This is a genomic window from Halioglobus sp. HI00S01, assembly GCF_001635445.1.
GTDB classification, from domain to species: Bacteria; Pseudomonadota; Gammaproteobacteria; order Pseudomonadales; family Halieaceae; genus Halioglobus; species Halioglobus japonicus.
The window spans coordinates 125,588-151,343 of the sequence record NZ_LWEE01000001.1 but is presented as its reverse complement, the minus strand read 5'-3'; the positions used below and the strand labels follow the sequence as shown (position 1 = coordinate 151,343).

Sequence of the window (25,756 nt, the reverse complement as noted above, 5' to 3'; positions counted from 1 at the left end):
CCCTCCCATGAACCTCGGCACCAGGCGCGTATTCCGGCTCAGCTTTAACATCTCGCTGGCTCTGGTGGCCGGGTATTCGATGGCGCTGAGCTTTCCGTTCATGGCGCCGCTTTTTGCTTTCATGCTGGCGGCGCAACCCAAACCGCCGCCGGGTGTGAAAGGCTTGATCGGTCTGCCATTGGCAGTGGCCCTGTGTCTGGGCATCGGTATTCTGATTACACCGTTGTTGAGTCACTACCCCTTTGTCGGGCTGTTGCTGGTGCTGCTCGGCCTGTTTCTGGCGAACTACCTGACCTTGAATATGGGCAAGGGCCCGGTGGGCGCATTGCTCACAATGGGGTTGACCATGATTACCATGATGGGCCAACTCGGGCACAGTCTCGCGGTTCTCCTAATCCAGGAACTGATGATCGCGATAGCGATTGCTATTGTCTGCCAGTGGATTGTCTATCCCTTTTTTCCCGAGCCGGATGAGCCCGCCCCCCAGCCGCCGCCACCAGAGCCTGTGGAGTCGCGCTGGCAGTCTGCGCGCGCTACGCTCATTGTATTTCCCGCTTACCTGCTTGGCCTGACTAATCCCACGTTTTATATGCCGATTATCATGAAGTCGGTAACGCTGGGTCAGCAGACTGAATTGACGTCGGTAAAAGGCGCTGGCGCCGAGTTGCTTGGCTCGACGTTTATGGCCGGCGCACTGGCGATCGTGTTCTGGATGTGCCTGAAGATTACACCGAACCTCTGGATGTTCTTTTTGTGGATGCTGATCTTCAGCGTATTCATCGTGTCGCGCCTGTATGGCGTGGTGGCGAGTCGCTACCCGCCGACTTACTGGCAGAACGTTATGGTGACCCTGTTGATTTTCATTGGTCCGGCGGTGGCCGACAGCGCCAATGGCAAGGACCCTGCTACAGCGTTCGCGGTGCGTTTCGGTCTGTTTATATTCGTGGCGCTTTACGCCTGGGTGGCAATGCTGTTCCTGGAGTATCTGCGGCAGCGGCAATATCAGAAAAATCATGCACGGAGACTCAAGCATGCTTAATTTGTTCGTGGGCCTCGCGGTCATGGTCGTCTGCCTGCTTGTGCAGGCCATGTTGGCGGTGCTGTCAGTGGCGTTCTATGCGCGGCATATCGACAGCAGTAAGGCGCCGACGTTTGTCAGTATGCTCGGGGTGATCAGTGGCGTTATGGTAGTGCTGGTCATGGGCAATTTTATTCAGATTGCGATCTGGGCGGCGGTCTTTGTTCAGCTGGGTGAGTTTACTGATTTCCTGACGGCCTTTTATCACTCGGCGGTGAACTTCGCGACGCTGGGCTACGGCGACATTGTCATGAGCGAAGAGCATCGAGTGCTGGGCCCGCTGCAGGCAGTGAATGGCGTGCTGATGATTGGTGTGTCCACGGCCGTGATGATGTCTGCATTGCAGGATGCATTGAAGCGGGTGCGCGCTGCCCGCCGTCAGGCGTCCGCCTGATGGTGATGTTGCGCAGATTACTGCTGGCCGTCGTTGCTGCACTGGTTTTGCTGATTGTTGGACTGAACCTATGGGGGTTGCTGACGCTTGGCACCCTGGAGCCGCAGCCAAACCCGGTGCTCGCAGAGGAGGCGAACCACACCGTGATGGTGTTCGGAGCGACAGGTTCAGTCGGTGATGGATTGCTGAAAGCGGCGATGCTCGCGCCGGAGGTGGACACTGTTTATGCTGTAACCCGGCGCATGTCTCCGCGGCTTGAGGAAGGCCAGGCGACGGGCCGGGTCAAGGTTATCATGCATGAAGACTTCACTGATTACGCTACCTTATCCAGTCAATTGGCAGAGGTGAACACGGTGATGTGGGGGCTGGGGACGACTTCCATTGGTATGGACGAGGACACTTACCGCTGGATTCACGTGGACTTCCCGGTGGCGTTTGTGACTGCCTGGCTGGATGCGCGCACCGAGGGCCCCATGGCATTCCATTACGTCACAGGAATGGGCACGGGCGAGGAGGAGAGCGCCCAATGGGCCAAGGACAAGGGCCGCGCAGAACGTGAGGTCTCCGAGATGGCAGCGGGCACTGGCCTGCGGACCTTTGGTCACCGTTCGGGCTGGGTGCGTCCCACCAGTGAATACGCCAATGCGTTGGTGTACTTCGGCGAGTGGTTGGCCACGCCGGGGCATCTGGTGATTCGTGGAACCGATTTGGGCCGGGCGATGTTCGAAATAAGTGCCCGTGTCGAGGAGGTGCACAACGGTGCGCTGATCGACAATCTGGATGCGATACGCTTCGCCGAAGCGTATCGGCAGCGCCAACCCTAGTCAGAGGCGGTTGTTCCCAGTGCCTCGGCAATATGCCGGGCAACCAGGGCGGGATCCTGCATGGGGATGAAGTGATTGAGCTCCGGCAGGTATACTTCCCGGCACTGGGCAATCTGCCCGGCCAGTTCCGGCCATGTGGGTGAGCCCGACAGATCGGTGATGTCCAGCCCCTTGAACTGGGCACGCAGCAGCGTCACGGGCAGCTTCAGCCGCGCCAGATCATCCAGCACAGCATCGCTGTAGGCCTGGCTGATGTATACCGAGGCTTCATTGAGTGGATCGCAGGCCAATTGCTGAAACGCTTCGTCGGACGCCGGTTGCAGAGCGTAGTCGCAATAGTCGCGCAGTACCACGGGGTCCCAGCTTGAGAACGGCGGTTTATCCTTGAAGCGCGTAAACATCTCGTCGGCATCCTTCCAACGATTTTTGCGCCGGCTCACCGGGTGATCACTGGCGCTGAAGCTGTCCGATACACCTTTTGCCATTTCATAGGTTTCAGGGGCAGTAATCACCGGGTCGATCAACAGTATCTCCCGAAAGCGTTCGGGCAGGGCCGCGGCGGCACGCGCAGTGAGGTAGCCACCGATAGAGTGTCCGACGCCGATAACTTCGCGCAGATCGAGCCGTTCGACCAGCTTGATAATATCCGTTGTGAGTACGTTCCAGTCGACCTCACCAATACTGCCGCTGCGGCCGTGATGGCGCAGATCAACGGCAAAAATATGCTGGCCCGGCAGGCGTCTGACAACCTCATTCCAGCAGCGGCTGTGAAAGCCCGTGGCATGGAGTAACAAGACCGGCGTGTCTGGGCCGTCGTGGCCCGCGGGNGCGGGCCACTCAGTGACGGCGAGTTCGATATCACCAATATCGAGGTGATATTCGCGTGTGGTTACCACTGAGCGGATCAGATCCGCTCAATGATGATTGCGGGGGCCATGCCGCCGGCGGCGCACATGGTCACCAGACCGAACTGCTTACCCTGACGCTCGAGTTCATCCAGCGCGGTATTGATCAGCAAAGAGCCCGTCGCGCCAATGGGATGCCCCAGCGCCATAGCACCGCCGTTAATATTGACCTTGTCTCGGTCCAGATTCAGGTCGCGCATAAACTTCTCGGAAACGACAGAGAAAGCTTCATTGATTTCCCAGACGTCGATGTCATTCACGGTGAGGCCGGCCTTCGCCAGTACGCGCTTCGCCGCGGGAACCGGTGCGTTCAGCATCAGGGTAGGGCAGTCGCCCTGGTTGGCCATGGCAACGATACGGGCCCGGGGCTTCCAGTCCTGCGCTTTCGCGTAGTCCGGCGATGCGAGCAGCAGTGCGCCTGCGCCATCGACCACGCCGGAGGAATTGCCCGCGTGATGGAAGTGCTGAATGTCGATGTCCGGGTACTTCTGGTTGACCAGCTGGCGATAGGTAACGCCAGATTCGTCCAACGGGTAATCAGCGACCGGTGCAAAGGATGGCTGCAGTTCACCGAGGCCTTCAAGCGTTGTCTGGGGGCGGGGGAACTCTTCCTTTTCCAGCACCAGTTCACCGTCAATGTTATAGACCGGCACCAGGCTCTTGGCGAATCGGTCCTCGGCAATGGCGCGGGCTGCTTTCTGTTGACTCTGGAAGGCATTGTTATCGAGGTCTTCTCGACTAATACCTTCCATACTGGCGATGGCGTCAGCGCATACGCCCTGGTGGGGCTGGGGATGGAGGGCGCGCAATTTCATGTTGCCGTTGTCCATGAACATGGATGGCATCGCGCCTTCTTCGCCATAGGTAGACATCATTTCAGCGCCGCCGCCAATCACGACGTCTTCGCTGCCGGACATGATGTTCATAGCCGCGAGATTCACCGACGTGATACCCGAGCCGCAGAAGCGATCCAACGTCACGCCAGAGGAGGTAATGTCGTAGCCGGCTTCCAGGGCTGCCATACGCGCCAGGTCGCCGGATTGACGGCCCCGTTGCGAACTGGTGCCAAAAATAATGTCGCCGACATCGGCAGTGTTCAGGTTGGTGCGGTCGCGCAATGCTTCCAGAACCACGGCGCCGAGGTGCTGCGGATGTTCATTGGCCAGGGCGCCTTTGCCCTTTTTGCCAATACCACGGGGAGTGCGGCATGCGTCAATAATCCAGGCTTCACTCATGGTCGTGCTCCTTACTTGCCTTTCCAGTTGGGGGCGCGCTTCTCGGCAAATGCAGTGGCGCCTTCGATAGCGTCTTCGCTGGTAAACACCGGCATGACGATTTCGTTTTGCTTGTCCCACATTTCAGCGGCGGTCCAGTCACCCGATTCGGCGATGACCTGCTTGCTCAGGCGCACGGCCAGGGGGCCGTTTGCGACAATGGTGGCAGCCAGCTCTTTGGCACCTTCCAATGCAGACCCGGCCGGGACTATGCGGTTGACCAGGCCAACGTCGGCGGCTTTGGTTGCATCGATGAAATCACCGGTCAGCGCCATTTCCATGGCCACGCGCGGCGGAATCTGCTTGGGTAGGCGCACCAGGCCGCCGGCTGCGGCGGCGAGGCCGCGTTTGACTTCGGGAATGCCGAATTTGGCATTGTCGGCGACGACGACCAGATCGCAGGCGATCATGACTTCCAGGCCACCCGCGAGGGCAAAACCCTCGACCGCTGCGATCAGCGGCTTTTTCGGTGGGGCTTCGACGAAGCCGGCAAAACCGCGACCGGGGAGCATCGGCATTTCGCCAGTGACAAAAGCCTTTAGGTCCATGCCGGCGCAGAACGTATTGTCCGCGCCGGTGATGATTGCGACGCGGATATCGTCATTGCTGTCCAGTTCATCCATGGCGGCGGCGACGCCTTCAGCCATAGCTTTGTTAACCGCGTTTTTGGCCTTACCCCGGTTCAGGGTAATGGTCATGACACCGTCGGTGACGTCTACGAGTACAGGTTGTTCTTCAGACATGATGTGGCTCCTTGAAGATGTGAATCAATCGATGAGAGAGGCGGTGAGTTCAGCGAGTGGCTTGACCATGGCGCCACGGGCCTGCGCTTCCTTGCTGGATGCGTTGCCCTGATGAGCGCGCATGGCAACGCCCTGGAGAATGGCCGCAAGCCGGAACAATGAGAACACGATATAGAAGCTCCAGTTCTCAATGCTCTTGCGGCCCGTGCGCTCGCAGTACATTTCTATATATTCTTCGTCCGAGGGAATACCCAGTGCGGCGCGATCCGCGCCCTGCAGCCCCTGGATGCCGCCCATACCCGGTAACAGCCAGGCCGCACACTGGTTGGCCAGATCAGCCAGCGGGTTGCCCAGAGTGGACAGCTCCCAGTCGAGCAATGCAATGGTGCGATTCTCGGTGGGATGGAACATAAGGTTGTCGAGGCGATAGTCACCGTGAACCAGGCCCAGGCGCCCGTCGTCTTCGGGCATGTTGGCCGGGAGATAGTCGATCAGGCGGTCCATCTCGGGAATTCTCTCGAGTTCCGAGGCGCGGTATTGCTTGGTCCACCGGTTCACCTGGCGCTCGAAATAATTGCCGGGCCGGCCGTAGTCGGTCAGGCCCACTTCGTCGATGTCGACATTGTGCAGGGCGGCCATAGTGGCATTCATGCTGTCGAAAATTTCAAAGCGTTCCTGTTTGCTTTTGGCGTCGGGCAGGGAGGGATCCCAGAGGATGCGCCCTTCCAGGTATTCCATGACATAGAACATGGAGCCAATAACCGACTCGTCCTCGCACAGGGTATAGGTGCGCGGCACGGGCACGTCTGTGTTGTACAGGGCACTGATGACGCGAAACTCGCGATCGACCGCGTGGGCCGACTTGAGCAGCTCACCCGGGGGTTTGCGCCGCAGTACGAAGCTCTGGTCACCAGCGGTGAGTTTAAAGGTGGGGTTGGATTGTCCGCCGGCGAATTTCTCTGCGGTCAGTGGGCTTTGCAGCCCCGGAATCGTATCGGCGAGATATTGCTCGAGCCTGGAGGTATCCAGATCTTGTGCGCTCATACTGTGCTCTTGTCGGGTGTGGTGGGCCATGAAGGCAGTGGCAAAGTCTGTGGTTTGTCGAGGTCGGTGCCAATGACGTGGTGAGACAAAAAAATAGACCACAGGTGACAGCCTGGCGCGCCTGATTCTGGTAAGCTCAAGCCGTTGTTTTTTACGATAGTTCCCCGTGATAGAACCCATTGATCAGAGTCGACGCGAACAGGTGCTGGAGCGCACCGAGCATTTCATTATTGAGGCCGAGGCGGCGCTGGAGCGCCCCTTCGACCGTATTCCTGTGCGCTTTGATTTGCGCGGGACTACTGCGGGTATGTTCCGGGCAGACGGTCGCCAGCGTGAGATCCGGTACAACCCCTGGATTTTCGCCAAGTACTGGGACGTGAATCTGCACGGTACGGTGCCCCACGAAGTGGCGCATTACATTGTTCATGAAGTCTATGGCCCGCGCAGGGTTAAGCCCCACGGCCAGGAATGGCAGGCACTAATGCATTATTTCGGGGCCGACCCGGAGGTGACATTCAAGCTGGATCTGGAGGACATTCCCCAGCGCCGCCAGCGCACCCATCCCTATCGTTGCGATTGCCGCGATCACCAGATATCGACAACGCGCCACAACCGCATGCTCAAGGGCGCTGGCCAGTATCTATGTCGCTACTGCAACGGACCCTTGCGTTACGCCGGCTGAATCAGTTGGCGAGGTCCATCAGCACGCCGCTGTAGGCAGTTTCCTCACCGAGATTTTGGGTGACTTCGACCACCGCACGGTCCGCTGACAGGCCTTGCTGGTTAACCAGATAGTCTTTGGTGGCCGCAGCCCGGGCGATGGCCAGATTGCGCAGCGCATCGGCCGGCAACGGGATGCTCTTCAGAACTTGTCGATACTGGTCTGTCAGGCTCATATCTTCCGGCGGCTCACCGTAAGTGGCCACATAGCGTGCCTTGACTGCTTTCACCACTGCAGGGTCTCGCCGGTCAATGGCCTGTATATCAAAGCCTTCGCTTACCAGTTCCTGTACGAGGATCTGGTGTTGCAGGCGCTCCGCATCGGCCGTTGGGTCGATGGCGCCGGACACTACCAGGGTTAACCCGGGGCGCTGGCGCAGCGCTTCTGCCAGTTGGTCCAGTTTGACCTGGCCGGCCTGATTCAGTTCGCTGCTGCCGGCGCCATAACCCAGGCGCTGTAAATTCTCTTCGCTGCCAACGAGGCTGGCCAGTAGGGTGAACGGCGCTGTGACGGCTTTGGTGATGAGGTTCAAAAAGGCGTTGGCGATGACGCCACCCAGGGCAAAGGAGGGGTCGTCGATATCACCTTCCACCGGCACCTGTAAATCGATCACACCGTTAATGTCTGTCAGCAGCGCCAATGCCAGCTCCAGCGGCAGATCGACGGCCTTGTCGCTGTCAACTTTCTCGCCCAGCTTCAACTGATCCACCAGCACCTGGTTGTCGCCTTCGATACGTCCGTCAACCAGCTTGTACTGCAGCTTCAGGTTGAGCAGGCCACGTTCGATCGCGTAGCCGGCGTACGTGCCGGAGTAGGGCGTCATCATCACCAGGTCAACACCGTCGAAGGTCAGCAGTAGATTGAGGTTGGGTGGTGAGGTCAGGGGTTCTGCGCTGCCGGCGAGCTTCACCGGGGCGTAGCCGTCGACCGAGCCACTGATGTCGATGTCTGCCGCTGCACCGGGTGCTGAGCTGATATTTAGAATCTGGCCGTCAACCTGGCCAATGACCGTGCGGAAGGAGATGGGCAGTGATTCATCTTTAAAGTCGATGGCACTGCCGGAGATCAGGATCTCAGGCACGCTGAAATCCCATGGCTTGTCCAATTCCAGTTCCTCGGCAATTTCCTCAGCCTGTTCGCCCACTTCCTCCTGCCAGATTTTGGAGGCGTTAATACTGCCATCTTCGGCAATATGCACGCGCCCCTCGTACTTGTGGATAAAGAGTTGTTGCAGGCTGGCCTGACGCTTGGGCAGGTCAATGGCCAGTTGTTTGAAGCGCACACTATCCCAGCGGGTAATCGCCTCTTCTTCGTCGGCTATTTTGCCGGAAAATTGTTCGATCTGACTGTCCAGATTCAGGCGAACCGGCGCGAATTCTTCAAGCTCTACCGACCCGTTCACACCCAGCTGGCCGTCGGTAATGGTGGCCTTGAGTGCCGCAGGCAGGTTGGGGTTAAACCAGGCAAGTGGCAGCGCAGCCAGTTCATAGCTGATATTGGCGCCGCCAGAGGCCAGCTCCAGATCCGCCTGTACCTGCATGCTGGCGATGCCATTCACCTTCAGTGCCAGGCTGGCGGGGGAGCTGCCCGCAAAGGGCCAGCGGATGTTGCCGGTGCTGGCGGTGATCGGCGCTATGGTCATCTGGGGTGGGTCGGTGTATTCCGAGCGCCATTGAATACCGCTGTCTGCCAGGTCTGCCTGCACGAGTGTCACTTGCCATGGGTTGGCCTCATCGGCAGCGGCGCTTTCTGAAGCCTCCACTTCCGGGAACGAGGTGATGAACATGTCCGCGAGGCTCACCTGGGCGCCCTCACTCCAGCCCTGAACCTGCAGACCCTGGCCGCTGATTGAGCCGATAGTGACGGCGCTTGTGCCGCTGTCGACACTGACGTCGCCAATGTCCAGCTGATTCAAATTGATCGAGGTGTCCGCAAGCGCAGCAGTATCGCGTGGCACCAGCGCCAGCGAGTGAAGCTGTGCCTGACCCTCAACAATCTCGAAGGCAACGTCATCCCGCCAGGATAACTGGTAGTTTCCCTCCATGCTGAGGCGACCATCCAAAAGGTCAAAGTTGAGCCAGGGCCGTGCAAAACGCCAGGCGGCGGCCAGGCTCAGGTCGTTAATGGCCAGCCAGCCCTCGCTTTGGGCCAGCGGTACCGAGACGTTGCCCTCCCAGCGCAGCGAACCTCCTGCTTCAGCGGTCACGTTGATCTGGTAGGGCTTGCCATCCTCTGCGATGGTGGACAAATCCTTAACAGCAATGTCCAGGCCATCATAGTGAGTACTGAAAGGTTCTTCGCGGGCGTTGTCGATCAGGGTAATGCGTTTGGCAGTAAAAATCAGTTCACTTATCGTGACGCCCAGCAGATCCGAGTCGGCGGTATCAGAGGTTTCCTCGGTGGCTAACAGGTCGGAGAAATTGAACTCGCCGGGGCTGTCCTGGCGCAGCGTAATCTCCAGCCCTTCGATGGCTATCCGGTCGAAGACAATGCCCTCGCTGGCCAGGGTTGCCAGGGAAAAATTGACTGTGGCCTGATCGAGGGCCGCAAAATCGCTGCCATCTGGCTGCAGTAGCGTGGCGTTGCGCATTTCGAGACTGATATTGAACGGGTTGAAGAGCGTGATGTCGGTGCTGAAATCGCGATCGTAGTGCTCTTTCAGGTACCACGCGGGGACAATGTTCAGGGCGGGTAAAACGACAAAAACGGACAGGGCTATCCAGGCGATGTAAATGCCTATCAGTACTCGCGCTGCTTTCCTTACCACGTGTTTTCCCTCCCCTTGATCGACAATAAATATAGCGTATTTCCGCGGGGAGACTAGCGGCAGTTACAGGCCTTTCCGATAGGTGTAGGGCGTGACCCCGGTCCAGCCTTTGAAGGCCCGGATAAAAGCAGACGACTCCGAGAAGCCAGCGCGGTGGGCAATCTCTTCAATCGAGAGCCCCTGCTTACCCAAAAAGTGCAGGGCGGTATCGCGACGCACCTGGCTTTTGATTTCCTTGAAGGTCGTGCCTTCGGCTGAAAGGCGTCGGCGCAGCGTCTGGGGATGTACCTCGAGCATGGCGGCCACGTCGTTGAGTTCGGGCATGTCGGCGAGATTGTGGTGTACCAGCTCTCGTACCTTGGCGGTCCAGCTGCTCTGGGCGTAGGACTCGGTCATTAGCATGAGAACGGGGTGGCGTAAGAACCGTCGCAGGCTTTGTTCGGTCTGGGTGACCCGGCGATCCAGTAGCGAGGCGGAGAACACGAATTCGGCCACGTCCTGCTCGTAGGCCATGGGCGCTCCGAGGAACATGGCGCGATAGTCCCGCTCACGCGCGGCCGGCGGATAGGGGAGGTTTACATGCTGAATCGGCAGGTGCTCCTGAATCAGCCAGCTGGCAAAACGATGGGCGTTAAACAACACCAGTTCGGTCATATAGGGCGCTGCCTCTGCGTCGGCCTCATCCACGTGCATATTGACCTGCACTCGCACCTGATCGCCTTCAATAAGCAGACAGGGATGGGCGCCAAATTCGAACAGCTGGAAAAACCGGCAGTAACGGGAAATGGCTTGCCCCAGGGTTTCGCAGTTGATCACCGCGTGACACATCATCGACCAGGTGCCGATGGGCATGCGCCGTGAGGCGTAGCCGAGGGCTTCATCGCCCATGGCCAGTATGGTATTTACCTGCAGGTCAGCGTGGCGTTCAATGGAGATTAGCGCGTCTTCTTCCAGCAACAGACGCGGAGAAATACGCGATTTCCGCAGCAAGCTGATGGGGTCCAGTCCCTGGGCGACGGCATTCTTCAGGACGGCCCGGGCAAAATACACTGAAATGGAGAGGTCGCGCACGCTCTACGCCTGTTCCCTTACCGCGGTGCTGCTGATACGCACCGGTTTATTGACGACAGAGGCAACCTGGTTGCGTCCGCCCTGTTTCGCCAGGTACATAGCCTGGTCCGCTTCCTGGATCAACTGATCGAGGTCGATCTCGCCGTCGTGGCACGCAACCCCGAGGCTGATAGTAATTGCGATTCGCTGGCCATCGACCTGCAGTGGACGATCGCCAATAGTGGTGCGAATACGCTCCGCAAGTATACGGGCGGAATCGAGATCTGTCTCCGGTAGCACCAGCAAAAACTCCTCGCCGCCAGTGCGTGCCACCACATCGCTGGCCCTACACAGCTGCTGGATGCAGTTGGCCACAAAGCGAATGACATGGTCGCCAGTATCGTGGCCGAAGTTGTCGTTTACCTTTTTGAAGTGATCGATGTCGCCTACGATCGCCGCGGTCTGGTGTCCCCGCCGCGAGGCGTGGGCAAAACTGATCTTCAATGCATCTTCCAGGCCGCGTCGATTCAGTAGTCGCGTGAGCGGATCTTCCGTGGCTAGATGGGACAGGTGCTGCTGATATTCAATGAGTACGCTGGCCAGAAAGCCGATCGTAACCAACGCGTAGGACCAGCTGTAAACACCGAAGATGACGGTCTGGGCGAGCGTAATATTGTTGTCGACGGCGACAAAGTACATGGCCACCGGCAGGCCGACGACGGTGAGTAATGACGCGTAGGCGATGATGGCGTCGCCGACATTTCTGGCTTGAATGCTGCGCAGTGTACAAATGATGCCTGTGCCTGCAATAAACAGGCCGACTGCCGCAGAGTGCACAAAGAGCATTTGTTCCTGTGGAATGAACAAGATACTGAGTGTGGCAAGTACACAGACAATGCCGAAAACAACTCTTCCACGGGAAATGCCCGCGCGCTGACCGGCGGCGGCAAACAGGATGTAGCTGTTGATCAGCGCTGTGACCGAGGGCACATCAATGCCCAGGGAGGCGTCGCTGCCCTGTTGCAGCGTGAGGGCAATCCAGCCGATGAGTGCTGTCATGAAGTACACGGTGAACAGTCCCAGCCCCTGTGGTGGGCTGTAGGAATCGCTCAGCACATAGACCACCAGCATCTGCGCCAGAGTCAGGGAGAAGATCAAGCCGAGGTGCATTGTCGCCCAGTTTTCCGTGAAGATTTGCTCCATGCGTTACCGCTCAGTCCGCTGTCAGGTTAAGTCAATATTTTTGTCGGGGGTGGTCATTGTTGCGTTTGAGCCCCCTCCCCATACTGTGCGCCGATCCATCCAATGAATTATAGGGGTTTAAGCCAATGCTGCCGAGAGACTTTACTGAAGAACAGAACATGTTCCGCGATGCCTACCGCAAATTTCTGGCGGCTGAGATTGTGCCACATATGGAGGAATGGCGAGAGGCGGGTGTCGTCGATCGCGAGGCGTTCCGCAAGGCGGGTGAGCAGGGCTTTCTGATGATCTGGCCCGAAGAGCGCTACGGCGGTATGGGCGACGACGACTTCCGTTTCGAGCAAATCATCATCGAGGAAACCAACTATGCCCGCGTGGGTGATTGGTTTAATACCCTCCACAGCCGGCTGGTCGGCCCGTACCTGACGCGCTTTGGCAATGAAGAGCAGTGCGCCCGATTCCTGCCCAAGTGTGTCAGCGGCGAGTGTATTCTTGCCGTGGCCATGACCGAGCCCGACGCCGGTTCTGACCTGGCGGGTATGCGAGCAAATGCCGTAGAGCAGGATGACCACTGGGTGCTCAATGGCTCAAAGACGTTTATTTCCAACGGCATCAACGCTGACCTGGTGGTGGTGGCCGCCAAGACGGACCCGGAAAACAATCCGCACCACATGACCCTGTTCCTGGTTGAACGTGGCATGGAGGGATTCGAGCGGGGGCGCAACCTGAAAAAAATGGGTATGAAAGGCCAGGACACGGCTGAACTGTTCTTTAACGACGTCAAGGTACCCAAGGAAAATGTTCTCGGTGAACCCGGCAAGGGCTTCATCTACCTGATGATGGGACTGGCCGAAGAGCGACTGCTGGGCGCCGTGGGTTACCTCGCCGCGGCACAGCTGTCCTGGGATCTCACCGCCGACTATGTCAAAGAGCGCAAGGCGTTTGGTAAGCCCGTCTCAGCCTTCCAGAATACGCAGTTCAAACTGGCCGAAATGCGTACCGAACTCGACATGTCACAGGTGTATATCGATCAGTGTGTCAGCGCGTTCAATGCCGGCTCGTTCACCGCGGTAGACGCTGCCAAGGCCAAGTTGTACACCAGTGAACTGCAGGTGCGCATGGCAGAGCTGGGCGTGCAAATGCACGGTGGTCACGGTTACATGGATGAGTACCCCATCAGCCGCCAGTACACCGACGCCAAAATTTCTACGATCTATGCAGGCAGCTCTGAAGTAATGAAGCTCATCATCGGCCGCGAGTGCCTGGGCGACGATTACGTGCCCTTCAATACACGTAATTTTTAACACCAGAATTTATTTAGAGGAGAGATTTCATGGATTTGAATGGAAAAGTAGCCATTGTTACGGGCGGAGCGTCGGGCCTTGGCCAGGGAACCGTTGAGGCTTACGTGGCTAAAGGCGCGAAAGTGGCAATCTTCGATCTGAACGCGGAGCGGGCCCAGGCGGTTATCGACAATCTCGGGGCCGACAACGTGGCGTTCTGGAGTGTCAATGTCGCCGACGAAAACAACGTGCGCACCGCCATTGCCGAGGTGGTCGAGAAGTTTGGCGCCATTCATGTGGTGAATAACTTTGCCGGCATCGGTAGCGCAGCGAAAACCTATGGCAAAAAAGGCGTATTCCCGATTGAGCAGTGGGACCCTGTCATTGCAATCAACCTCACCGGCACCTTTAACGTGTCCCGCTACGCGGCCGAGCAGATGTCCAGAAATGAGCCGATTAATGATGACGGTGGCCGCGGTGTCATTATCAATACCGCGTCGGTTGCCGGCTACGAAGGGCAGGTGGGTCAGGTGGCGTACTCCGCCACCAAGGGCGGCGTGATCGGCATGACCGTACCCATGGCTCGTGACCTCGCCAGCTACGGTATCCGGGTGAACACCATTGTGCCCGGCCTGATTCATACGCCGCTGTTCGAATCGCTGCCAGAGCCGGCCTATAAGTCGCTGGAAGCGTCCGTGTGCTACCCACAACGCCTGGGCAAGCCGGCTGAGATCGCGCACCTGTCAGTGTTTATCGCCGAGAACGATTACCTGAACGCGGAGTGCATCCGCCTCGATGGCGCCATTCGCATGCAGCCACGCTAAGGAGCACATTATGGGACCTTTAAACGGCTATACCGTATTGGAACTGGCGGGCATTGGTCCCGCGCCCATGGGCGGCATGATCCTCGCCGATATGGGGGCCGAGGTGATCAGGATTGATCGCGCCGGTACCCCTCCCGGATTGCAGATGAAGGATGTTAGCAGCCGCGGCAAAAAGTCGGTGGCAGTTAACCTGAAAGATCCGGAAGGCATCGAAACGTTGCTGCGCATGGTCGAGAATGCCGATGTGATTATCGACCCCATGCGCCCGGGCGTCTGTGAGAAGTTGGGCATTGGTCCCGATGTCTGTCTGGAGCGCAATCCCAAGATTATCTTCGCCCGCATGACCGGTTGGGGGCAGGAGGGGCCGCTGGCCCAGGCGGCCGGGCATGACATTAACTACATCTCAATCACCGGGGCACTCTATGCCATGGGCCGCAAGGATGAGAAGCCGGTTGCGCCTCTCAACTTGGTGGGCGATATGGGCGGTGGGGGCATGCTGCTTGTCAACGGCATTCTCGCCGCGCTTCTTGAAACAGCCAACTCCGGGAAGGGGCAGGTGATCGATGCAGCCATGGTCGATGGTGCCGCACAGTTGATGTGGATGTTCCATGGCTTTCAGGCCATGGGTATGTGGAACGAAAAGGCGCGCGAATCCAACCTGCTCGACGGCGGCGCTCACTTCTACGATACCTACGAATGTGCCGACGGCGAATACGTGTCTATAGGATCCATTGAGCCGCAATTTTATGCGCTGCTGAAAGAGAAGATGGAATTGTCCGAAGAGGAGTTCGGTGACCAGAACAACCCCGCGCTCTGGCCGGACCTGAAGGTTCGTCTGGAAGAGATATTCAAAACCAAAACCCAGGCCGAGTGGTGTGAGCTGATGGAAGGTACTGACGTGTGCTTTGCACCTGTGCTCAATTTTGTCGATGCACCCACGCATCCGGCCAACGTGGCCCGGCAAACCTACATCGATGTTGATGGCGTGACTCAGCCGGCACCGGCCCCCCGTTTTTCCCGCACACCGTCTGAAGTGCGCAATGGCGGTTCCGCCGCCGGCGCGGATACCGCCGATGTACTCGGCGCCATGGGTTTTGGGGAAGAGGAAGTGCAGGCCCTGAGAACCAACGGCGCTATCAGCTGAGGACGGGACGATGAGTAACTACGAAGCGGTAACCATTGAACGCCGAGACGGTGTGGCAATTGTCAGCTTTAATCGCCCTGATGCGTTGAACTCCTTTAATGCGGCACAGCGCCGGGATATTTTGCTGGCGGCACGTGAAGTGAACAATGACGACAGTATTCGCGTGGTCGTGTTGGCGGGTGCGGGTCGCGGCTTTGGTGCGGGGGCAGACCTGACTGAGTTGCCCATGGATGATCCTACCTGGCGTGTGGATGATCAGCTTAACCTGGAGTACAAGCCGGTCATGCTGGAAATATATCGTGCACCCAAGCCCTGGATCAGTGCAGTCCAGGGGCCAGCTGCCGGTGTCTCCAGTGCCTTCGCCATGGTCTGCGACCTGACGGTAATGGCGGACAACGCCTACATTTATCAAGCCTTTACGGCCATTAGCCTGGTGCCCGATGGCGGCGCAACCTGGCACCTGGTGAGAACGATCGGTCGTAAACGCGCCTATGAAATTATCGCTACCGGCGAAAAGCTGGGTGCCGAGAAATGTCTCGAGTGGGGGCTTTGTAACCGCGTGGTACCCAGGGATGAGCTTATGCCAAGCACGCTTGCATGGGCTGAGGAGCTAGCCGCGAAAGCGCCGCTGTCGTTGCGACATGCCAAACAGGCCGTGATCGAGGCCAGCGAGCAGGATCTTGGTCACACGATTTCCCGTGAGGCGGACCTGCAGTACCTCTGCCTGGAAAGCGAGGATGCCAAAGAAGGTACGCTGGCTTTTCTCGAGAAGCGCGCGCCTATCTGGAAAGGACGTTAAGGGCAAAATTCGTTATCCTAGGCCGGATATAAACATAAGAGAGCCTACGATGCGTGGATTGTTTACAGTGGCTGCCTTGTTGGTGGCCACTTCTGTTTCTGCTGCCGATAAACAGTTGCTCTGGGGCGACACACACCTCCACACCCATAACTCGTTTGATGCGATTACGATTGGCAACCGCACCATTGGCCCCGCCGAGGCCTATCGCTATGCCAAGGGTGAACCGGTGGTGCACCCCTATCACCGGGCACGGGTGCAGATCGGCGAGCCACTGGATTTTCTGGTGGTCTCAGATCACGCCGAATACCTTGGCACTGTTCGCTACATCTACGAGAACGGTGTGCCTACAGAGGGGCTCGGGGTGTTTGAAACGCTGGCAGCCTGGTTCTCTTCAGCAGTGATTACCTTTGGTATCGAAACCAAGTATGGGCCACTCGTGTTTGGTTCTCGCCTGCCCGTGGCTGAGGATCCAAAGATCGCCGGTGAGCGCATTATCGAGGAGGGTATGCCCATGGGGGGGCTGCCTCCTATGCCCGACGTGGAGCGCTCCGTGTGGCAGGAAATTACCAATGCGGCAGATGCGGCGAACGAGCCGGGTGAGTTTACGGCGCTGATTGGCTGGGAGTGGAGCTCCAACGCCGGTGGCGTCAATATGCACCGCATCGTCATTACTGACTCCGGCGCGGAGACAGCGCAACAATACCAGCCCTTCAGTTTCCTGAATTCCCCTTTCCCGGAGGACCTGTGGGCGTGGCTGGAAAAAACCAGTGCGAGCACCCAGGCCGATTTCATTGCCATTCCCCACAACTCCAATATCTCCAAGGGGTATATGTTCGACAAGCGTACCCTGCGCGGTGAGGACTTTTCACCGGAGTACATCGCTTTGCGGGCCAAGTGGGAAACCGTTACTGAAGTGACCCAGATCAAAGGCGATTCGGAAACCCATCCGACGTTGTCGCCCGATGATGAGTTCGCCGACTTTGAGACGTTTGATTTTTATATTCAACAGGACGAGACGCCCTATGTAGTCGCGCCGGGTGACTACGTACGCTCGGGGCTGCGCGCCGGGCTGGAAGTTCAGCAGGCGCTGGGAGACAACCCGTTCCAGTTCGGCTTGATCGGCTCGTCAGACGCTCACTCGGGCCTGGCAGGAGCCGAGGAAGACAATTTTCACGGCAAGTTTGCCGCCGACAGTACGCCCGAATCCAAGCAGGGTCTGGTCGATCTTGGCGATCGTCGCACGCCGGTGGGCTGGGATATGGCCGCGGCGGGGCTTGCGGCAGTGTGGGCAGAAGAAAACACTCGCGAGGCGATTATGCGCGCGCTCAAGCGGCGCGAGGTTTACGCCACCAGTGGCCCTCGCATTGGTGTGCGATTCTTCGCCGGCTACGAATATGGCGAAGGCATTCTCGACAGCGCCGAATTCTACGCGGAAGCCGCTGCCGGTGGCGTGCCCATGGGCGGGGAGCTTGCAGCTCGCGGTGATACCGCACCGGAGTTTCTGCTGATCGCTGAGAAGGAGGCCGATGGCGCCAACCTCGACCGGGTACAGATCGTCAAGGGATGGGTTGACGAGGACGGTACAAGCTATGAGCAGGTGTTTGACGTTGTATGGACCGGTGAGCGCGTCCCGGACGAGAACGGCGATCTGCCCGGCGTGGGCAGCACCGTGAATATCGACAATGCCTCCTATGCCAATACGATAGGCGCCGCCCGTTTGCAGGCGCGCTGGCAGGACCCGGATTTCAATGCCGAGCAGCATGCGTTTTACTACGCCCGCGTGTTGGAAATTCCCACGCCGCGACATTCGTTGTACGACGCTGTTGCCATGGGTGAGCCGTTACCTGCAGAGGTGCCCGCCACTGTGCAGGACCGGGCCTATACATCGCCGATCTGGTATCGCCCACAATAGTTTGCCTCCTGGCAATAGACCTCGGGGCTCTGTTGCGCGAGAATCATCGCTGGTTTGAGCGAAGAGGGTCGCCATGAGCGAGTCGTCATATACCGGGTTGGGCGACGGTATTACCAGTATCGACGCACATTACCTGAAACCGGGCCTGGTGAGCTTTTATCTGCTCGAACACGCGGGTGAATATGCTGTTATCGACACGGGGACAGTGCACAGTGTCCCCATTCTGGAGGCCTTGCTCAAGCAGCGCGGTATTGCCCCCGAAAAGATTCGTTACATTATGCCTACCCATGTACATCTGGATCATGCAGGTGGCGCCGGTGCAATGTTACAAAGCTTCCCCGAAGCAACACTACTTGTGCATCCCCGGGGTGCCCGTCACCTGATTGATCCGGTGCGGCTGATCGCCGGCTCCATTGCCGTTTACGGTGAAGATCTTTTTGCCCAACTTTATGGGGATATCGTCCCTGCCCCCGCCGAGCGTGTGATCGAAGTGGGCGATGGCGATCGCTTTGAAGTGGGCGGCCGATCCCTTCTATGTCGACACACGCCCGGTCATGCCGATCATCACTATTGCGTCTGGGATGAACACAGCCGTGGCTGGTTCGCCGGTGACATGTTTGGCATTTGTTATCACGAATTCCGACTGCCCGGTGGTGATTTCTGTATGTTGTCCACCACCCCGACCCAGTTCCGGCCGGATGCCATGCGCGAGTCGCTGAGGTTGCTGGGAGCTGCCAACCCGCAGCGCATTTACTTGAATCACTTTGGCGGCATCGACTATTTTTCTTCACAGTTAGAAGGATTGCTGGCGCAGGTGGATGGTTATGTCGATATTGCCGAGGGTTGCGGCGGGGATGCCGCCTTAATGGAAGAGGCTATTATGGATTATTGCAGTGAACAAGTGTTGGCGATGAACCCCGAATTAAATATGAGAGAGGTGCGTGAGAGCTTTCGCTTTGATGCCCAGCTCAATGCCCAGGGTCTGGCGGTATGGAAGGCGCGCCAATGAAAATGCTGTCGCGCTCTGATGATGCAACCATTGCCTATGAGCATGTGCCGGGTGCAGGCCCGGGCATCGTATTTCTCAGCGGCTTTAACTCCAATATGCAGGGCGACAAGGCCTTGTATCTCGATCAATGGTGTCGCGAACAGGGACGCCAGTTCACGCGCTTTGACTACTTCGGTCACGGCAGCTCCAGCGGTGATTTCGCCGAGGGTACGTTGGGACGTTGGATAGAAGACGCCATTCACGTTTTCGATGAGGTGACGGACGGACCACAGCTATTGGTCGGCTCGTCGATGGGTGGCTGGATTATGCTGCATGTTGCGCTGGCGAGATCAGAGCGCGTGCGTGCCCTGGTGGGAATTGCAGCAGCGCCTGACTTTACTCGCGGACTCGCGGAACATGGTTTGTCTCCCGAGCAGAAGCTGCAATTGGAACTGTCTGGGCTGTGTTTTATCGACAATTGCTACGACGATGGCGAGCCTTACCCGATCAGCCAGCAATTACTTGAAGAGGGCGCAGGGCACTGTCTACTGGGGGGCGAGGACATTGCTATTCCCCAGCCGGTGCGCCTGCTACACGGTCAATGCGATGGCGATATTCCCTGGCGCACTTCGCTAAAACTTGCCGAAAAACTCACCTCCACGGATGTGGAAGTACACCTGGTAAAGGACGGCGATCATCGTCTATCAAGGCCCGGTGATCTTGCGCGGCTGGGGCGCACTCTGCAGGCACTGCTCGGTCAGGAGTCTGTACATGGTTGATGCCGGCTATCTGATTCATGACTCCAGTCTGGATGAGCGGGCCCAAACCTGGGGTGAAGGCTTACAGTTCGTCCCCTGGGCTGAGCGCGAAACGCTGCCGCAGGACGCAATTGTGCTGCTGTGGTTGGGTGATGAACAGATTCGCGATCTTGCGCCGCTTGTCATGGAGCGCAATTGGGCTGTAGGGGTGTTGCCACACCCGGATGCTCATGAAGCCTGCGTGACCCTGGGGGCTAAGGGTGACATGGCGACGCTGGTCGAACACTATCGCAATTGTGAGCCGGTTCAGGCCGATGCCCTCACCTGCAACGGAGAACTGGTGTTTTCATCCGTAGTGATCGGCCGGGTATTGTCGCTGCGGCCCTGGGATATCAATAGCCAGCACACCGCGACAAGTTTTTTCCGCGGCGCGCTCAAAGGTCTGGGGCAGCTCACCTTGAAGCCCTTTCGAATTACTACCGCCAAAGAGCAGGAAATCAATCTGGCGGCGCTGGGCCTGGTGGCAGTGTCGCAGACGCGCAGTTCCATGGTGGGAAGGCGGTTTGAAGACGGTGCTGGTGCCAGCGATGGGCGCGCATCACTGCTGGCGCTGGCCCCGCGCAGCATTCTCAGCTATCTGTGGTTTATGTTACGCCTGGCGTTGCCGGGTAAAGTTCAGTTCTCACGCCTGCCTGGGTATCTCGGTCTGATCCAGAGCAAGTCTCTCCACCTGGATGCACCCGAGGGCACTGAGTATCTGCTCGACGGTAAACCGGTGCACGGTAACGATCTTGAGTTATGTGTACACGAGAAGAGTCTGCGCGTATTGCCAGGTCCGGCGATGCGGCCCCGGGACGAGCCTTCCGGCAATTCCTCGCGGGAGGTGCTGCGAATCAATCATGTTCCCGTCGATGACGCCGCGCGGGCCATGCAGGGCAAACAGCTGCCGATGTTCAATCACGCCAGCGAGAGCGAGTATCGGGAGCTGTTCACGTCGCTGCGCGAAAACGCCACCGCCAGTTCGTCGTTCCAGGTCCTGATGGTGCTCAGCGTCATGCTCGCGCTCACCGGGCTGTACGCAAATTCAGCGCCCGTGATTATCGGCGCGATGATTCTGGCGCCGCTAATGGCCCCAATTATTTCCCTAGCAATGGGCCTGGCCCGTTCTGAGGCGACGCTGATCCGCGGTTCGCTGCGTACACTGGCGATTGGCGTGGCCTGGGGCCTGGGCTGCGCAATTCTGCTCGCCTGGGTAATGCCATTTGATATTGCCACTGCTGAGATGCAGGCGCGAATGTCGCCGACCTTGTTAGACCTGATGATTGCGGTGATATCAGGCATCGCCGGCGCCTATGCGCATGCAAAGGAGGAAATTGCCAAAAGTCTTGCCGGGGTGGCCATCGCCGTGGCTCTGGTGCCGCCGCTGAGTGTGGCGGGTATCGGGCTGGGGTGGGGCGATTGGAATATGGCGTCGGGCGCACTGCTCCTGCTGACCACCAACCTGGTGGGCATCGCTGTGGCCGCCAGTGTCACCTTTCTGGTATTGGGCTTTGCGCCCTTCGAGCGCGCCCGCAAGGGACTGGCGGCATCACTGTTTTTGGTGGCAGTTATCAGCGTGCCGCTGTACGTCGCTTTCGCCCACCTCGTCGAGCGGAGTTCGCTTGAAGAGCGGGTCCCGGTAGGTGAACTACAGCTACTAGGGCGCAAGGTGCACGTGGTGCGCGACCGAGTGAACCTGGGCGACCCGCCGGTGATTGCGGTGGTGGTCAGCTCGCGTGAGCCGCTGGGTAACGAGCATATAGACGCGTTAAAGGAAATTGTTTCGCGCAGCGTTGGCCAAGAGATCGAGTTGGAAGCACAACTCCACATCCGGCGCTGAATCTATGCGCTGGCTGCTGCTGTCATTTGCGCTTTTATTGGCAGGTTGTGGTGGTTACGAGGTCAAGAATCTCGCCAAGTCCGATATCGACCTGGTGGCAGATGAATTCATTGACGAGTCGCGTCGCCTGGTCCGCGAACTGACGGTCAAACTCTACAAGCGCAATCCCGCAGAGCTGGCCAAGAACCCTGGCATGGACCTCGAAAAGCGCTTGTTGCAATTGGTTCACAATCGCGGTGAGCTCAATTTCGCTGAACTCGGCGGGCGCCAGGAGACCGATGCATTGGAGTTGGTGTTTGATCCGCAGTTCAAGGGCGATCGGGTCTTTGCGCTGGTGGTTGGCTTGGGCGGCATGTTGCGGCATGCCTATGGATATAACGAAGAGCTGTTTCTCTTCGATTCACTGCAGCCTGAACCTTTATGGGCCAGCGCACACAATGTTGAAGTGCTTGCCTGGAAATTGCGACAGAACCGCCGGCCGGACGGAAGTCACTGGTTGGTGAGCAGCGAATATCAGGGTGAGATCGATAACCTGAGTTTCGAACGCCTGTTTGGCAAGCTTATTGTGTTACAGGAAATGATGGCCAAGATCGCTGGCGATGCGGACGATCGGCGAGTGACAAAGGTCGTACATACCGCCGGATCGGTATTTATTCCACTGCCGATCTAGGAGCGTGCATACAGGCTGAAATCATCCAGCTGCAGCGTTTCATGATCCCGTCTGAAAGTGCTGGCGCTATACGGGTAGAGTGTATCGTTCTCGCCCTTGTCGTTTACGTACCAGCTCTTACACGCGCCAGCTCCCCATACCGTGCCCCGCAGGGCATTGCGAATATCATCGACGTAGGCGCTACAGGCCCTGGTGGTCGGCTCGATCAGTTGGTCGTTGCCCGTCAAATCGATGGCCTGCATGATGAGCTTCATCTGGGCTTCGATCATTCCTACGACTGAGGTTGTGCCGGTGCCTGTATTGGGCCCGGTCGTCATGTAGAAATTCGGCAGCCCGGGAATGAAACCACCCTTGTACACGTCGGGGCGTCCCTCGTCCCAGCGCTCTTCCAGCGTTTTTCCATCCGCCCCGATTACCTCGATGGCCACCAGGTGTTTTTCCATGTCGAAACCGGTGGCGTAGACAATGATGTCTGCAGGGTGATGACGGTTATCGTTAGTATTGACCCCCTCGGCAGTAATAGCCTGGATGCCCTCTGTCACCAGTGCCACATTGTCGCGGTTGAGGCTGCTGTAAAAATTGTCTGCAATAAGAATGCGTTTACAGCCCATCGGATAGTCGGGGATAAGCTGCTCTGCCATTTCGGTATCGTCGACGCTGGAGCGGATATGGGATTTCACCATGTTCTGCATGGCTGTGCGCCGCCGGGTTTCTTTGCTGGTTTTGACAATGGGATAAATGCCAAGATCACCTTTGTAGAACAAACACTGGCGGTACAGCCAAGTCAGCCCCGGCACGTTGGCGAAGAGATTTTTCATCCAGCCGGGGTAAGCGAAATCGTTGCGCGCGGCAATGTAGTTGGGGGTGCGCTGGTAAACATCCACATGTGCGGCCACTTTGGCTAATTCCGGCACCAGTTGTATTGCACTGGCTGCCGAACCAATCACGGCGACTCGACGATTGCTAAAGTCGACGGTGTGGTTCCACTCGGCTGAGTGCATGCTCGTACCCTGGAAGTCTGATGTACCGGGTATGTCGGGAAAGGCAGGTACGTGCAGACCACCGGTGGCAAAGATAATGTGGCGCGACCATTGCACCTGGCCGTCGGCGAACGTGGTGCGCCAAAGCCCGTCCACGAGAGCGTGCTGGCGAATTTCCCGCTGTAGATGTATCTGATCGCGAATGCCGTACTTATTCGCACAGTGCTCGATGTACGCTTGAATCTCGGGTTGTGGTGAATACTTGCGTGACCAGTCAGGATTGGGCTCGAAGGAATAGCAATACAGGTGCGATTCAATATCGCAGGCCGCGCCAGGGTAGGTGTTGTGCCACCAGGTGCCGCCAATGCCTGCGGCTTTGTCGTAAATACCAAAGTTATCAATACCTGCTTCGCGCAGTTTGATGCCGGCACATATGCCGCCGAACCCCGCGCCAACAACGAGTACGTCGAGGATGTCGGACATGTTTGCGGTCTCGCTCATGAGGCTCCCGAAAATGTTATTGTCTGCTGGCGTGCTATTTTTGAGAAAAAACTGCTGCTAATCAATACGCGGGCACAAATAGGTGTCACTTGAACCCGTGTGAAGTACAGTGAATAAGGTGGAAGGGATGAAATAGCGCTCTGATGGAGCGCCTGGCGAAGGGGGCTTGAGGCTTGTCGGGGCAATTTGAAATACTTGGCACAGAGCACACCGATCGGCTGCTGGCCTTCGAGTCAGCGAATCGCCGCTGGTTCGAGTCGTTGATTGCGGCGCGCCCCGACGCCTTTTATTCACACGGCGGCGTTACCGCTCACATTGATGAGTGCCGGGACTTTTTCAGCGCCGGGCGGCTGGTGCCTCTGGTGTTGTGTGACGGTGAGTCAATCATAGCCCGGGCAAACCTGAAGGATATCAGTAGCCAGGGGCAGAGCGCCGAGGTCGGTTATCGCGTGGCCGAAGACTATTTTGGCCAGGGCGTGGCCTCAGCATGTTTGCGCCAGTTGGTGAATGTTGCTCGAGAGCGCATTGGTGGATGCCGGCTCTGGGGCCGTGTGCTGGACAATAACCCGGCATCGCGCCGCGTCCTAGAAAAGCAGCGTTTTTCACAGGTGGCCTATCAGCCGGCATTCGCAAAAATTCGCGGTCATGTCCTCGGATGTACTGTCATGGAGCGCCGCCTGGGCGACGTTTGATACGTCTGTTTATCAGCTCTCGCGATAACCCCTGGCCAATACCAGGGCAACAAAACCAAACCCTATCCCCAGCAAAAAGTAGACGGCCAGCATCGGGCTGGGCATACCGTCGACGAGCAGGCTGAGTGCCCTGCCTGCTGCTAAACCCAACATAAACACAGCCACGCTATATAGCGCCGCCAGTTTGAGTGCTTCGTTTCTGGCGCCGATTACCCAAAACAATGCGGTGCTCAGGTATAAGCCCATGACTGCGCGGAATACATGCTCTGTACTGACATTGTTGACCTTTATGCCGTAAAGAGCAGGTACGCTGCTGGAAGGCATTGCGCCGTGCGCGAGAGCAATAGGCGTCAGTCCCACCGCCGCCATTATCAGAAACAGACTTTCTTTGTTCATAATGCCTTCTCAATCGATTGCGGGGTTAAGGTTGTTTTGCTATTCGGCCTGGAGTGCTTCGCCGAAGACGCTGCCCAGGCGATACTCGATGACCCTGATTGCAATGCTGGTGGGTACCTGCTGTCTATCGGCCAGGGCGGTTAAGTCATTAAATGAGAGATAGGTCTTGCCCGCGCCATCCTGCCAGACCAGGAACCTCTGGCAGAACGCATCCAGTCCCAGGGTGGGAGCGTCAGCCATGGCTTTGCCCCCGGGCGCGGGGCCACTGAATAGAATCATGTAAGCCTTCGGCAGTTCAATGCCCACAGCTGCCGCATTCGCCTGAAAATCGACCGTGGCCAAACATCACGGTATCGTCCTGTGCGTTGATAGCTGAGTTAATTCTGGTCGGTGATTCTTCAAAGTCGAATGGGCTGGCAATTGTGATAATGCCATCGGGCTGCATACGATTGTCCGTGAATGCGGAGATCGCGGAGACGGGTACGTCTGCCAGGGCAGTATTCATCGCGTTTTTATAGCGTTCTGAAAATGTCGCGGTTGTGTCGTCCGCCAGCTGATAGCGCGAGGCAATATAATCGAAGCTGTTGTAAATCACTTCGCTGCGACCGGTTGTCAAGTTTTCAAAGGCCAGTGCGCGTAACGGGAGGTCGATTGCGATGAGCGGATTCAGCGCAATCAGCTCACTTTCCAGCTGCGCATCGCTGAAGATAACCACACGGGCAGGCCCCATAATCGCACCGGCCTGATGCGCCAGGCGGGAGTGGTCAATATCCTCTATCAATTGCATTGACCTGTCTGCGGCCACGTTGGCGCTGATGCGGGCAATGTACTCGTCACTCTCGTGATACCGTTGAGCGGTTACCGGTGTGTCTTCACTTCAGGCGCTCAGTGAGGCAAAAATAGAGAGCAAGATCGTGCAAGCAAGGGCCT

General features: G+C 57.8%; 25 protein-coding genes. 14 read left to right on the top strand and 11 right to left on the bottom strand.

Annotation, left to right across the window (positions count from 1 at the left end; genetic code table 11):
* Positions 1-7 precede the first annotated feature (7 nt).
* From A3709_RS00705 to A3709_RS00695, 3 genes are read left to right on the top strand one after another with little or no spacing between them, the layout of a single operon-like run.
* Positions 8-1,039 (top strand): DUF2955 domain-containing protein, encoded by a 1,032-nt coding sequence (locus A3709_RS00705; protein ID WP_066048537.1) that lies wholly within the window; start codon positions 8-10, stop codon positions 1,037-1,039.
* Complete coding sequence (locus tag A3709_RS00700; RefSeq protein WP_066048534.1) at positions 1,032-1,472, top strand: potassium channel family protein; 441 nt, start codon at positions 1,032-1,034, stop codon at positions 1,470-1,472. Before A3709_RS00705 ends, A3709_RS00700 begins: the two co-directional genes overlap by 8 nt.
* On the top strand, positions 1,472-2,296 hold the full coding sequence (locus A3709_RS00695; RefSeq protein WP_231871060.1) for a hypothetical protein: 825 nt from the start codon (positions 1,472-1,474) through the stop codon (positions 2,294-2,296). The genes A3709_RS00700 and A3709_RS00695 overlap by 1 nt, the downstream gene beginning before the upstream one ends.
* Here the strand turns inward: A3709_RS00695 and A3709_RS00690 are convergent.
* The 4 genes from A3709_RS00690 to A3709_RS00675 are packed head-to-tail and all read right to left on the bottom strand — an operon-like array spanning position 2,293 to position 6,262.
* On the bottom strand, positions 2,293-3,192 hold the full coding sequence (locus A3709_RS00690) for an alpha/beta fold hydrolase (RefSeq protein WP_066048531.1): 900 nt from the start codon (positions 3,190-3,192) through the stop codon (positions 2,293-2,295). The genes A3709_RS00695 and A3709_RS00690 overlap by 4 nt on opposite strands.
* An 8-nt stretch (positions 3,193-3,200) precedes the next feature.
* Complete coding sequence (locus A3709_RS00685) at positions 3,201-4,436, bottom strand: acetyl-CoA C-acetyltransferase (protein ID WP_066048528.1); 1,236 nt, start codon at positions 4,434-4,436, stop codon at positions 3,201-3,203.
* Positions 4,437-4,447: 11 nt separating this feature from the next.
* The gene (locus A3709_RS00680; protein WP_066048523.1) at positions 4,448-5,218 is read right to left on the bottom strand and encodes a crotonase/enoyl-CoA hydratase family protein; all 771 of its coding nucleotides are present in this window, start codon (positions 5,216-5,218) and stop codon (positions 4,448-4,450) included.
* A gap of 24 nt (positions 5,219-5,242) precedes the next feature.
* A complete protein-coding gene (locus tag A3709_RS00675) occupies positions 5,243-6,262 on the bottom strand; it encodes a phosphotransferase (RefSeq protein WP_066048521.1) in 1,020 nt (339 codons plus the stop codon).
* A 166-nt stretch (positions 6,263-6,428) separates the two neighbouring features.
* On the opposite strand from A3709_RS00675, the gene A3709_RS00670 reads away from it, so the two are divergent.
* Positions 6,429-6,944 (top strand): SprT-like domain-containing protein, encoded by a 516-nt coding sequence (locus A3709_RS00670; protein WP_066048519.1) that lies wholly within the window; start codon positions 6,429-6,431, stop codon positions 6,942-6,944.
* Position 6,945: 1 nt separating this feature from the next.
* Here the strand turns inward: A3709_RS00670 and A3709_RS00665 are convergent, their stop codons facing one another.
* The 3 genes from A3709_RS00665 to A3709_RS00655 form a co-directional block, all read right to left on the bottom strand.
* Positions 6,946-9,750, bottom strand: coding sequence for a DUF748 domain-containing protein (locus A3709_RS00665; protein ID WP_066048516.1), 2,805 nt, complete (start codon positions 9,748-9,750; stop codon positions 6,946-6,948).
* A 63-nt stretch (positions 9,751-9,813) separates the two neighbouring features.
* Positions 9,814-10,821, bottom strand: a complete 1,008-nt coding sequence (locus A3709_RS00660; RefSeq protein ID WP_066048514.1) for an AraC family transcriptional regulator — start codon at positions 10,819-10,821, stop codon at positions 9,814-9,816.
* A gap of 3 nt (positions 10,822-10,824) precedes the next feature.
* Positions 10,825-12,003 carry a GGDEF domain-containing protein gene (locus A3709_RS00655; RefSeq protein WP_066048511.1) on the bottom strand — a complete coding sequence of 393 codons (1,179 nt, stop codon included), beginning with the start codon at positions 12,001-12,003 and terminating at the stop codon, positions 10,825-10,827.
* A 125-nt stretch (positions 12,004-12,128) separates the two neighbouring features.
* Here A3709_RS00655 and A3709_RS00650 point away from each other — a divergent pair, with 125 nt between their 5' ends.
* The 9 genes from A3709_RS00650 to A3709_RS00610 all read left to right on the top strand — a co-directional run bounded on the left by A3709_RS00650 (position 12,129) and on the right by A3709_RS00610 (position 22,257).
* Positions 12,129-13,304, top strand: coding sequence for an acyl-CoA dehydrogenase family protein (locus A3709_RS00650; RefSeq protein WP_066048507.1), 1,176 nt, complete (start codon positions 12,129-12,131; stop codon positions 13,302-13,304).
* 29 nt (positions 13,305-13,333) lie between these two features.
* On the top strand, positions 13,334-14,107 hold the full coding sequence (locus A3709_RS00645; RefSeq protein ID WP_066048503.1) for an SDR family NAD(P)-dependent oxidoreductase: 774 nt from the start codon (positions 13,334-13,336) through the stop codon (positions 14,105-14,107).
* Positions 14,108-14,117: 10 nt separating this feature from the next.
* The gene (locus A3709_RS00640; RefSeq protein WP_066048500.1) at positions 14,118-15,251 is read left to right on the top strand and encodes a CaiB/BaiF CoA-transferase family protein; all 1,134 of its coding nucleotides are present in this window, start codon (positions 14,118-14,120) and stop codon (positions 15,249-15,251) included.
* Positions 15,252-15,261: 10 nt separating this feature from the next.
* Positions 15,262-16,050, top strand: coding sequence for an enoyl-CoA hydratase/isomerase family protein (locus A3709_RS00635; protein ID WP_066048496.1), 789 nt, complete (start codon positions 15,262-15,264; stop codon positions 16,048-16,050).
* 49 nt (positions 16,051-16,099) lie between these two features.
* Positions 16,100-17,962 carry a DUF3604 domain-containing protein gene (locus A3709_RS00630; protein ID WP_066048493.1) on the top strand — a complete coding sequence of 621 codons (1,863 nt, stop codon included), beginning with the start codon at positions 16,100-16,102 and terminating at the stop codon, positions 17,960-17,962.
* A 73-nt stretch (positions 17,963-18,035) separates the two neighbouring features.
* Positions 18,036-18,971 (top strand): MBL fold metallo-hydrolase, encoded by a 936-nt coding sequence (locus A3709_RS00625; protein ID WP_066048488.1) that lies wholly within the window; start codon positions 18,036-18,038, stop codon positions 18,969-18,971.
* Positions 18,968-19,729, top strand: coding sequence for a carboxylesterase (locus A3709_RS00620; protein WP_082849782.1), 762 nt, complete (start codon positions 18,968-18,970; stop codon positions 19,727-19,729). The genes A3709_RS00625 and A3709_RS00620 overlap by 4 nt, the downstream gene beginning before the upstream one ends.
* Complete coding sequence (locus tag A3709_RS00615; protein WP_066048481.1) at positions 19,722-21,587, top strand: TIGR00341 family protein; 1,866 nt, start codon at positions 19,722-19,724, stop codon at positions 21,585-21,587. The genes A3709_RS00620 and A3709_RS00615 overlap by 8 nt, the downstream gene beginning before the upstream one ends.
* Before the next feature lie 4 nt (positions 21,588-21,591).
* The gene (locus tag A3709_RS00610; protein WP_066048478.1) at positions 21,592-22,257 is read left to right on the top strand and encodes a hypothetical protein; all 666 of its coding nucleotides are present in this window, start codon (positions 21,592-21,594) and stop codon (positions 22,255-22,257) included.
* Here the strand turns inward: A3709_RS00610 and A3709_RS00605 are convergent.
* Positions 22,254-23,738: an NAD(P)/FAD-dependent oxidoreductase gene (locus tag A3709_RS00605; protein WP_066048475.1), complete on the bottom strand. Its 1,485-nt coding sequence runs from the start codon at positions 23,736-23,738 to the stop codon at positions 22,254-22,256. The genes A3709_RS00610 and A3709_RS00605 overlap by 4 nt on opposite strands.
* 173 nt (positions 23,739-23,911) lie before the next feature.
* Between A3709_RS00605 and A3709_RS00600 the strand changes: the two genes are divergently transcribed.
* Positions 23,912-24,430 (top strand): GNAT family N-acetyltransferase, encoded by a 519-nt coding sequence (locus A3709_RS00600; protein WP_066048470.1) that lies wholly within the window; start codon positions 23,912-23,914, stop codon positions 24,428-24,430.
* A gap of 12 nt (positions 24,431-24,442) precedes the next feature.
* Here the strand turns inward: A3709_RS00600 and A3709_RS00595 are convergent, their stop codons facing one another.
* Genes A3709_RS00595 through A3709_RS00585 form a run of 3 tightly spaced genes read right to left on the bottom strand, consistent with a single transcriptional unit; the run spans position 24,443 to position 25,613 of the window.
* Positions 24,443-24,826, bottom strand: a complete 384-nt coding sequence (locus A3709_RS00595; RefSeq protein WP_066048466.1) for a DUF4345 domain-containing protein — start codon at positions 24,824-24,826, stop codon at positions 24,443-24,445.
* Positions 24,827-24,865: 39 nt separating this feature from the next.
* Positions 24,866-25,105: a DUF302 domain-containing protein gene (locus A3709_RS00590; RefSeq protein WP_231871059.1), complete on the bottom strand. Its 240-nt coding sequence runs from the start codon at positions 25,103-25,105 to the stop codon at positions 24,866-24,868.
* Positions 25,106-25,121: 16 nt separating this feature from the next.
* Positions 25,122-25,613 carry a DUF302 domain-containing protein gene (locus tag A3709_RS00585; RefSeq protein ID WP_066048460.1) on the bottom strand — a complete coding sequence of 164 codons (492 nt, stop codon included), beginning with the start codon at positions 25,611-25,613 and terminating at the stop codon, positions 25,122-25,124.
* Between the last annotated feature and the right edge of the window lie 143 nt (positions 25,614-25,756).

What these genes read in the sequence shown, in the direction of transcription:
- A3709_RS00585 (WP_066048460.1), bottom strand. Translation starts at nt 25,613, where the DNA reads ATGCAATTGATAGAGGATATTGACCACTCCCGCCTGGCGCATCAGGCC.
- A3709_RS00615 (WP_066048481.1), top strand. Translation starts at nt 19,722, where the DNA reads ATGGTTGATGCCGGCTATCTGATTCATGACTCCAGTCTGGATGAGCGG.
- A3709_RS00610 (WP_066048478.1), top strand. Translation starts at nt 21,592, where the DNA reads ATGCGCTGGCTGCTGCTGTCATTTGCGCTTTTATTGGCAGGTTGTGGT.
- A3709_RS00595 (WP_066048466.1), bottom strand. Translation starts at nt 24,826, where the DNA reads ATGAACAAAGAAAGTCTGTTTCTGATAATGGCGGCGGTGGGACTGACG.
- A3709_RS00630 (WP_066048493.1), top strand. Translation starts at nt 16,100, where the DNA reads ATGCGTGGATTGTTTACAGTGGCTGCCTTGTTGGTGGCCACTTCTGTT.
- A3709_RS00635 (WP_066048496.1), top strand. Translation starts at nt 15,262, where the DNA reads ATGAGTAACTACGAAGCGGTAACCATTGAACGCCGAGACGGTGTGGCA.
- A3709_RS00655 (WP_066048511.1), bottom strand. Translation starts at nt 12,003, where the DNA reads ATGGAGCAAATCTTCACGGAAAACTGGGCGACAATGCACCTCGGCTTG.
- A3709_RS00685 (WP_066048528.1), bottom strand. Translation starts at nt 4,436, where the DNA reads ATGAGTGAAGCCTGGATTATTGACGCATGCCGCACTCCCCGTGGTATT.
- A3709_RS00590 (WP_231871059.1), bottom strand. Translation starts at nt 25,105, where the DNA reads ATGATTCTATTCAGTGGCCCCGCGCCCGGGGGCAAAGCCATGGCTGAC.
- A3709_RS00625 (WP_066048488.1), top strand. Translation starts at nt 18,036, where the DNA reads ATGAGCGAGTCGTCATATACCGGGTTGGGCGACGGTATTACCAGTATC.
- A3709_RS00640 (WP_066048500.1), top strand. Translation starts at nt 14,118, where the DNA reads ATGGGACCTTTAAACGGCTATACCGTATTGGAACTGGCGGGCATTGGT.
- A3709_RS00620 (WP_082849782.1), top strand. Translation starts at nt 18,968, where the DNA reads ATGAAAATGCTGTCGCGCTCTGATGATGCAACCATTGCCTATGAGCAT.
- A3709_RS00700 (WP_066048534.1), top strand. Translation starts at nt 1,032, where the DNA reads ATGCTTAATTTGTTCGTGGGCCTCGCGGTCATGGTCGTCTGCCTGCTT.
- A3709_RS00675 (WP_066048521.1), bottom strand. Translation starts at nt 6,262, where the DNA reads ATGAGCGCACAAGATCTGGATACCTCCAGGCTCGAGCAATATCTCGCC.
- A3709_RS00605 (WP_066048475.1), bottom strand. Translation starts at nt 23,738, where the DNA reads ATGAGCGAGACCGCAAACATGTCCGACATCCTCGACGTACTCGTTGTT.
- A3709_RS00695 (WP_231871060.1), top strand. Translation starts at nt 1,472, where the DNA reads ATGGTGATGTTGCGCAGATTACTGCTGGCCGTCGTTGCTGCACTGGTT.
- A3709_RS00680 (WP_066048523.1), bottom strand. Translation starts at nt 5,218, where the DNA reads ATGTCTGAAGAACAACCTGTACTCGTAGACGTCACCGACGGTGTCATG.
- A3709_RS00705 (WP_066048537.1), top strand. Translation starts at nt 8, where the DNA reads ATGAACCTCGGCACCAGGCGCGTATTCCGGCTCAGCTTTAACATCTCG.
- A3709_RS00650 (WP_066048507.1), top strand. Translation starts at nt 12,129, where the DNA reads ATGCTGCCGAGAGACTTTACTGAAGAACAGAACATGTTCCGCGATGCC.
- A3709_RS00645 (WP_066048503.1), top strand. Translation starts at nt 13,334, where the DNA reads ATGGATTTGAATGGAAAAGTAGCCATTGTTACGGGCGGAGCGTCGGGC.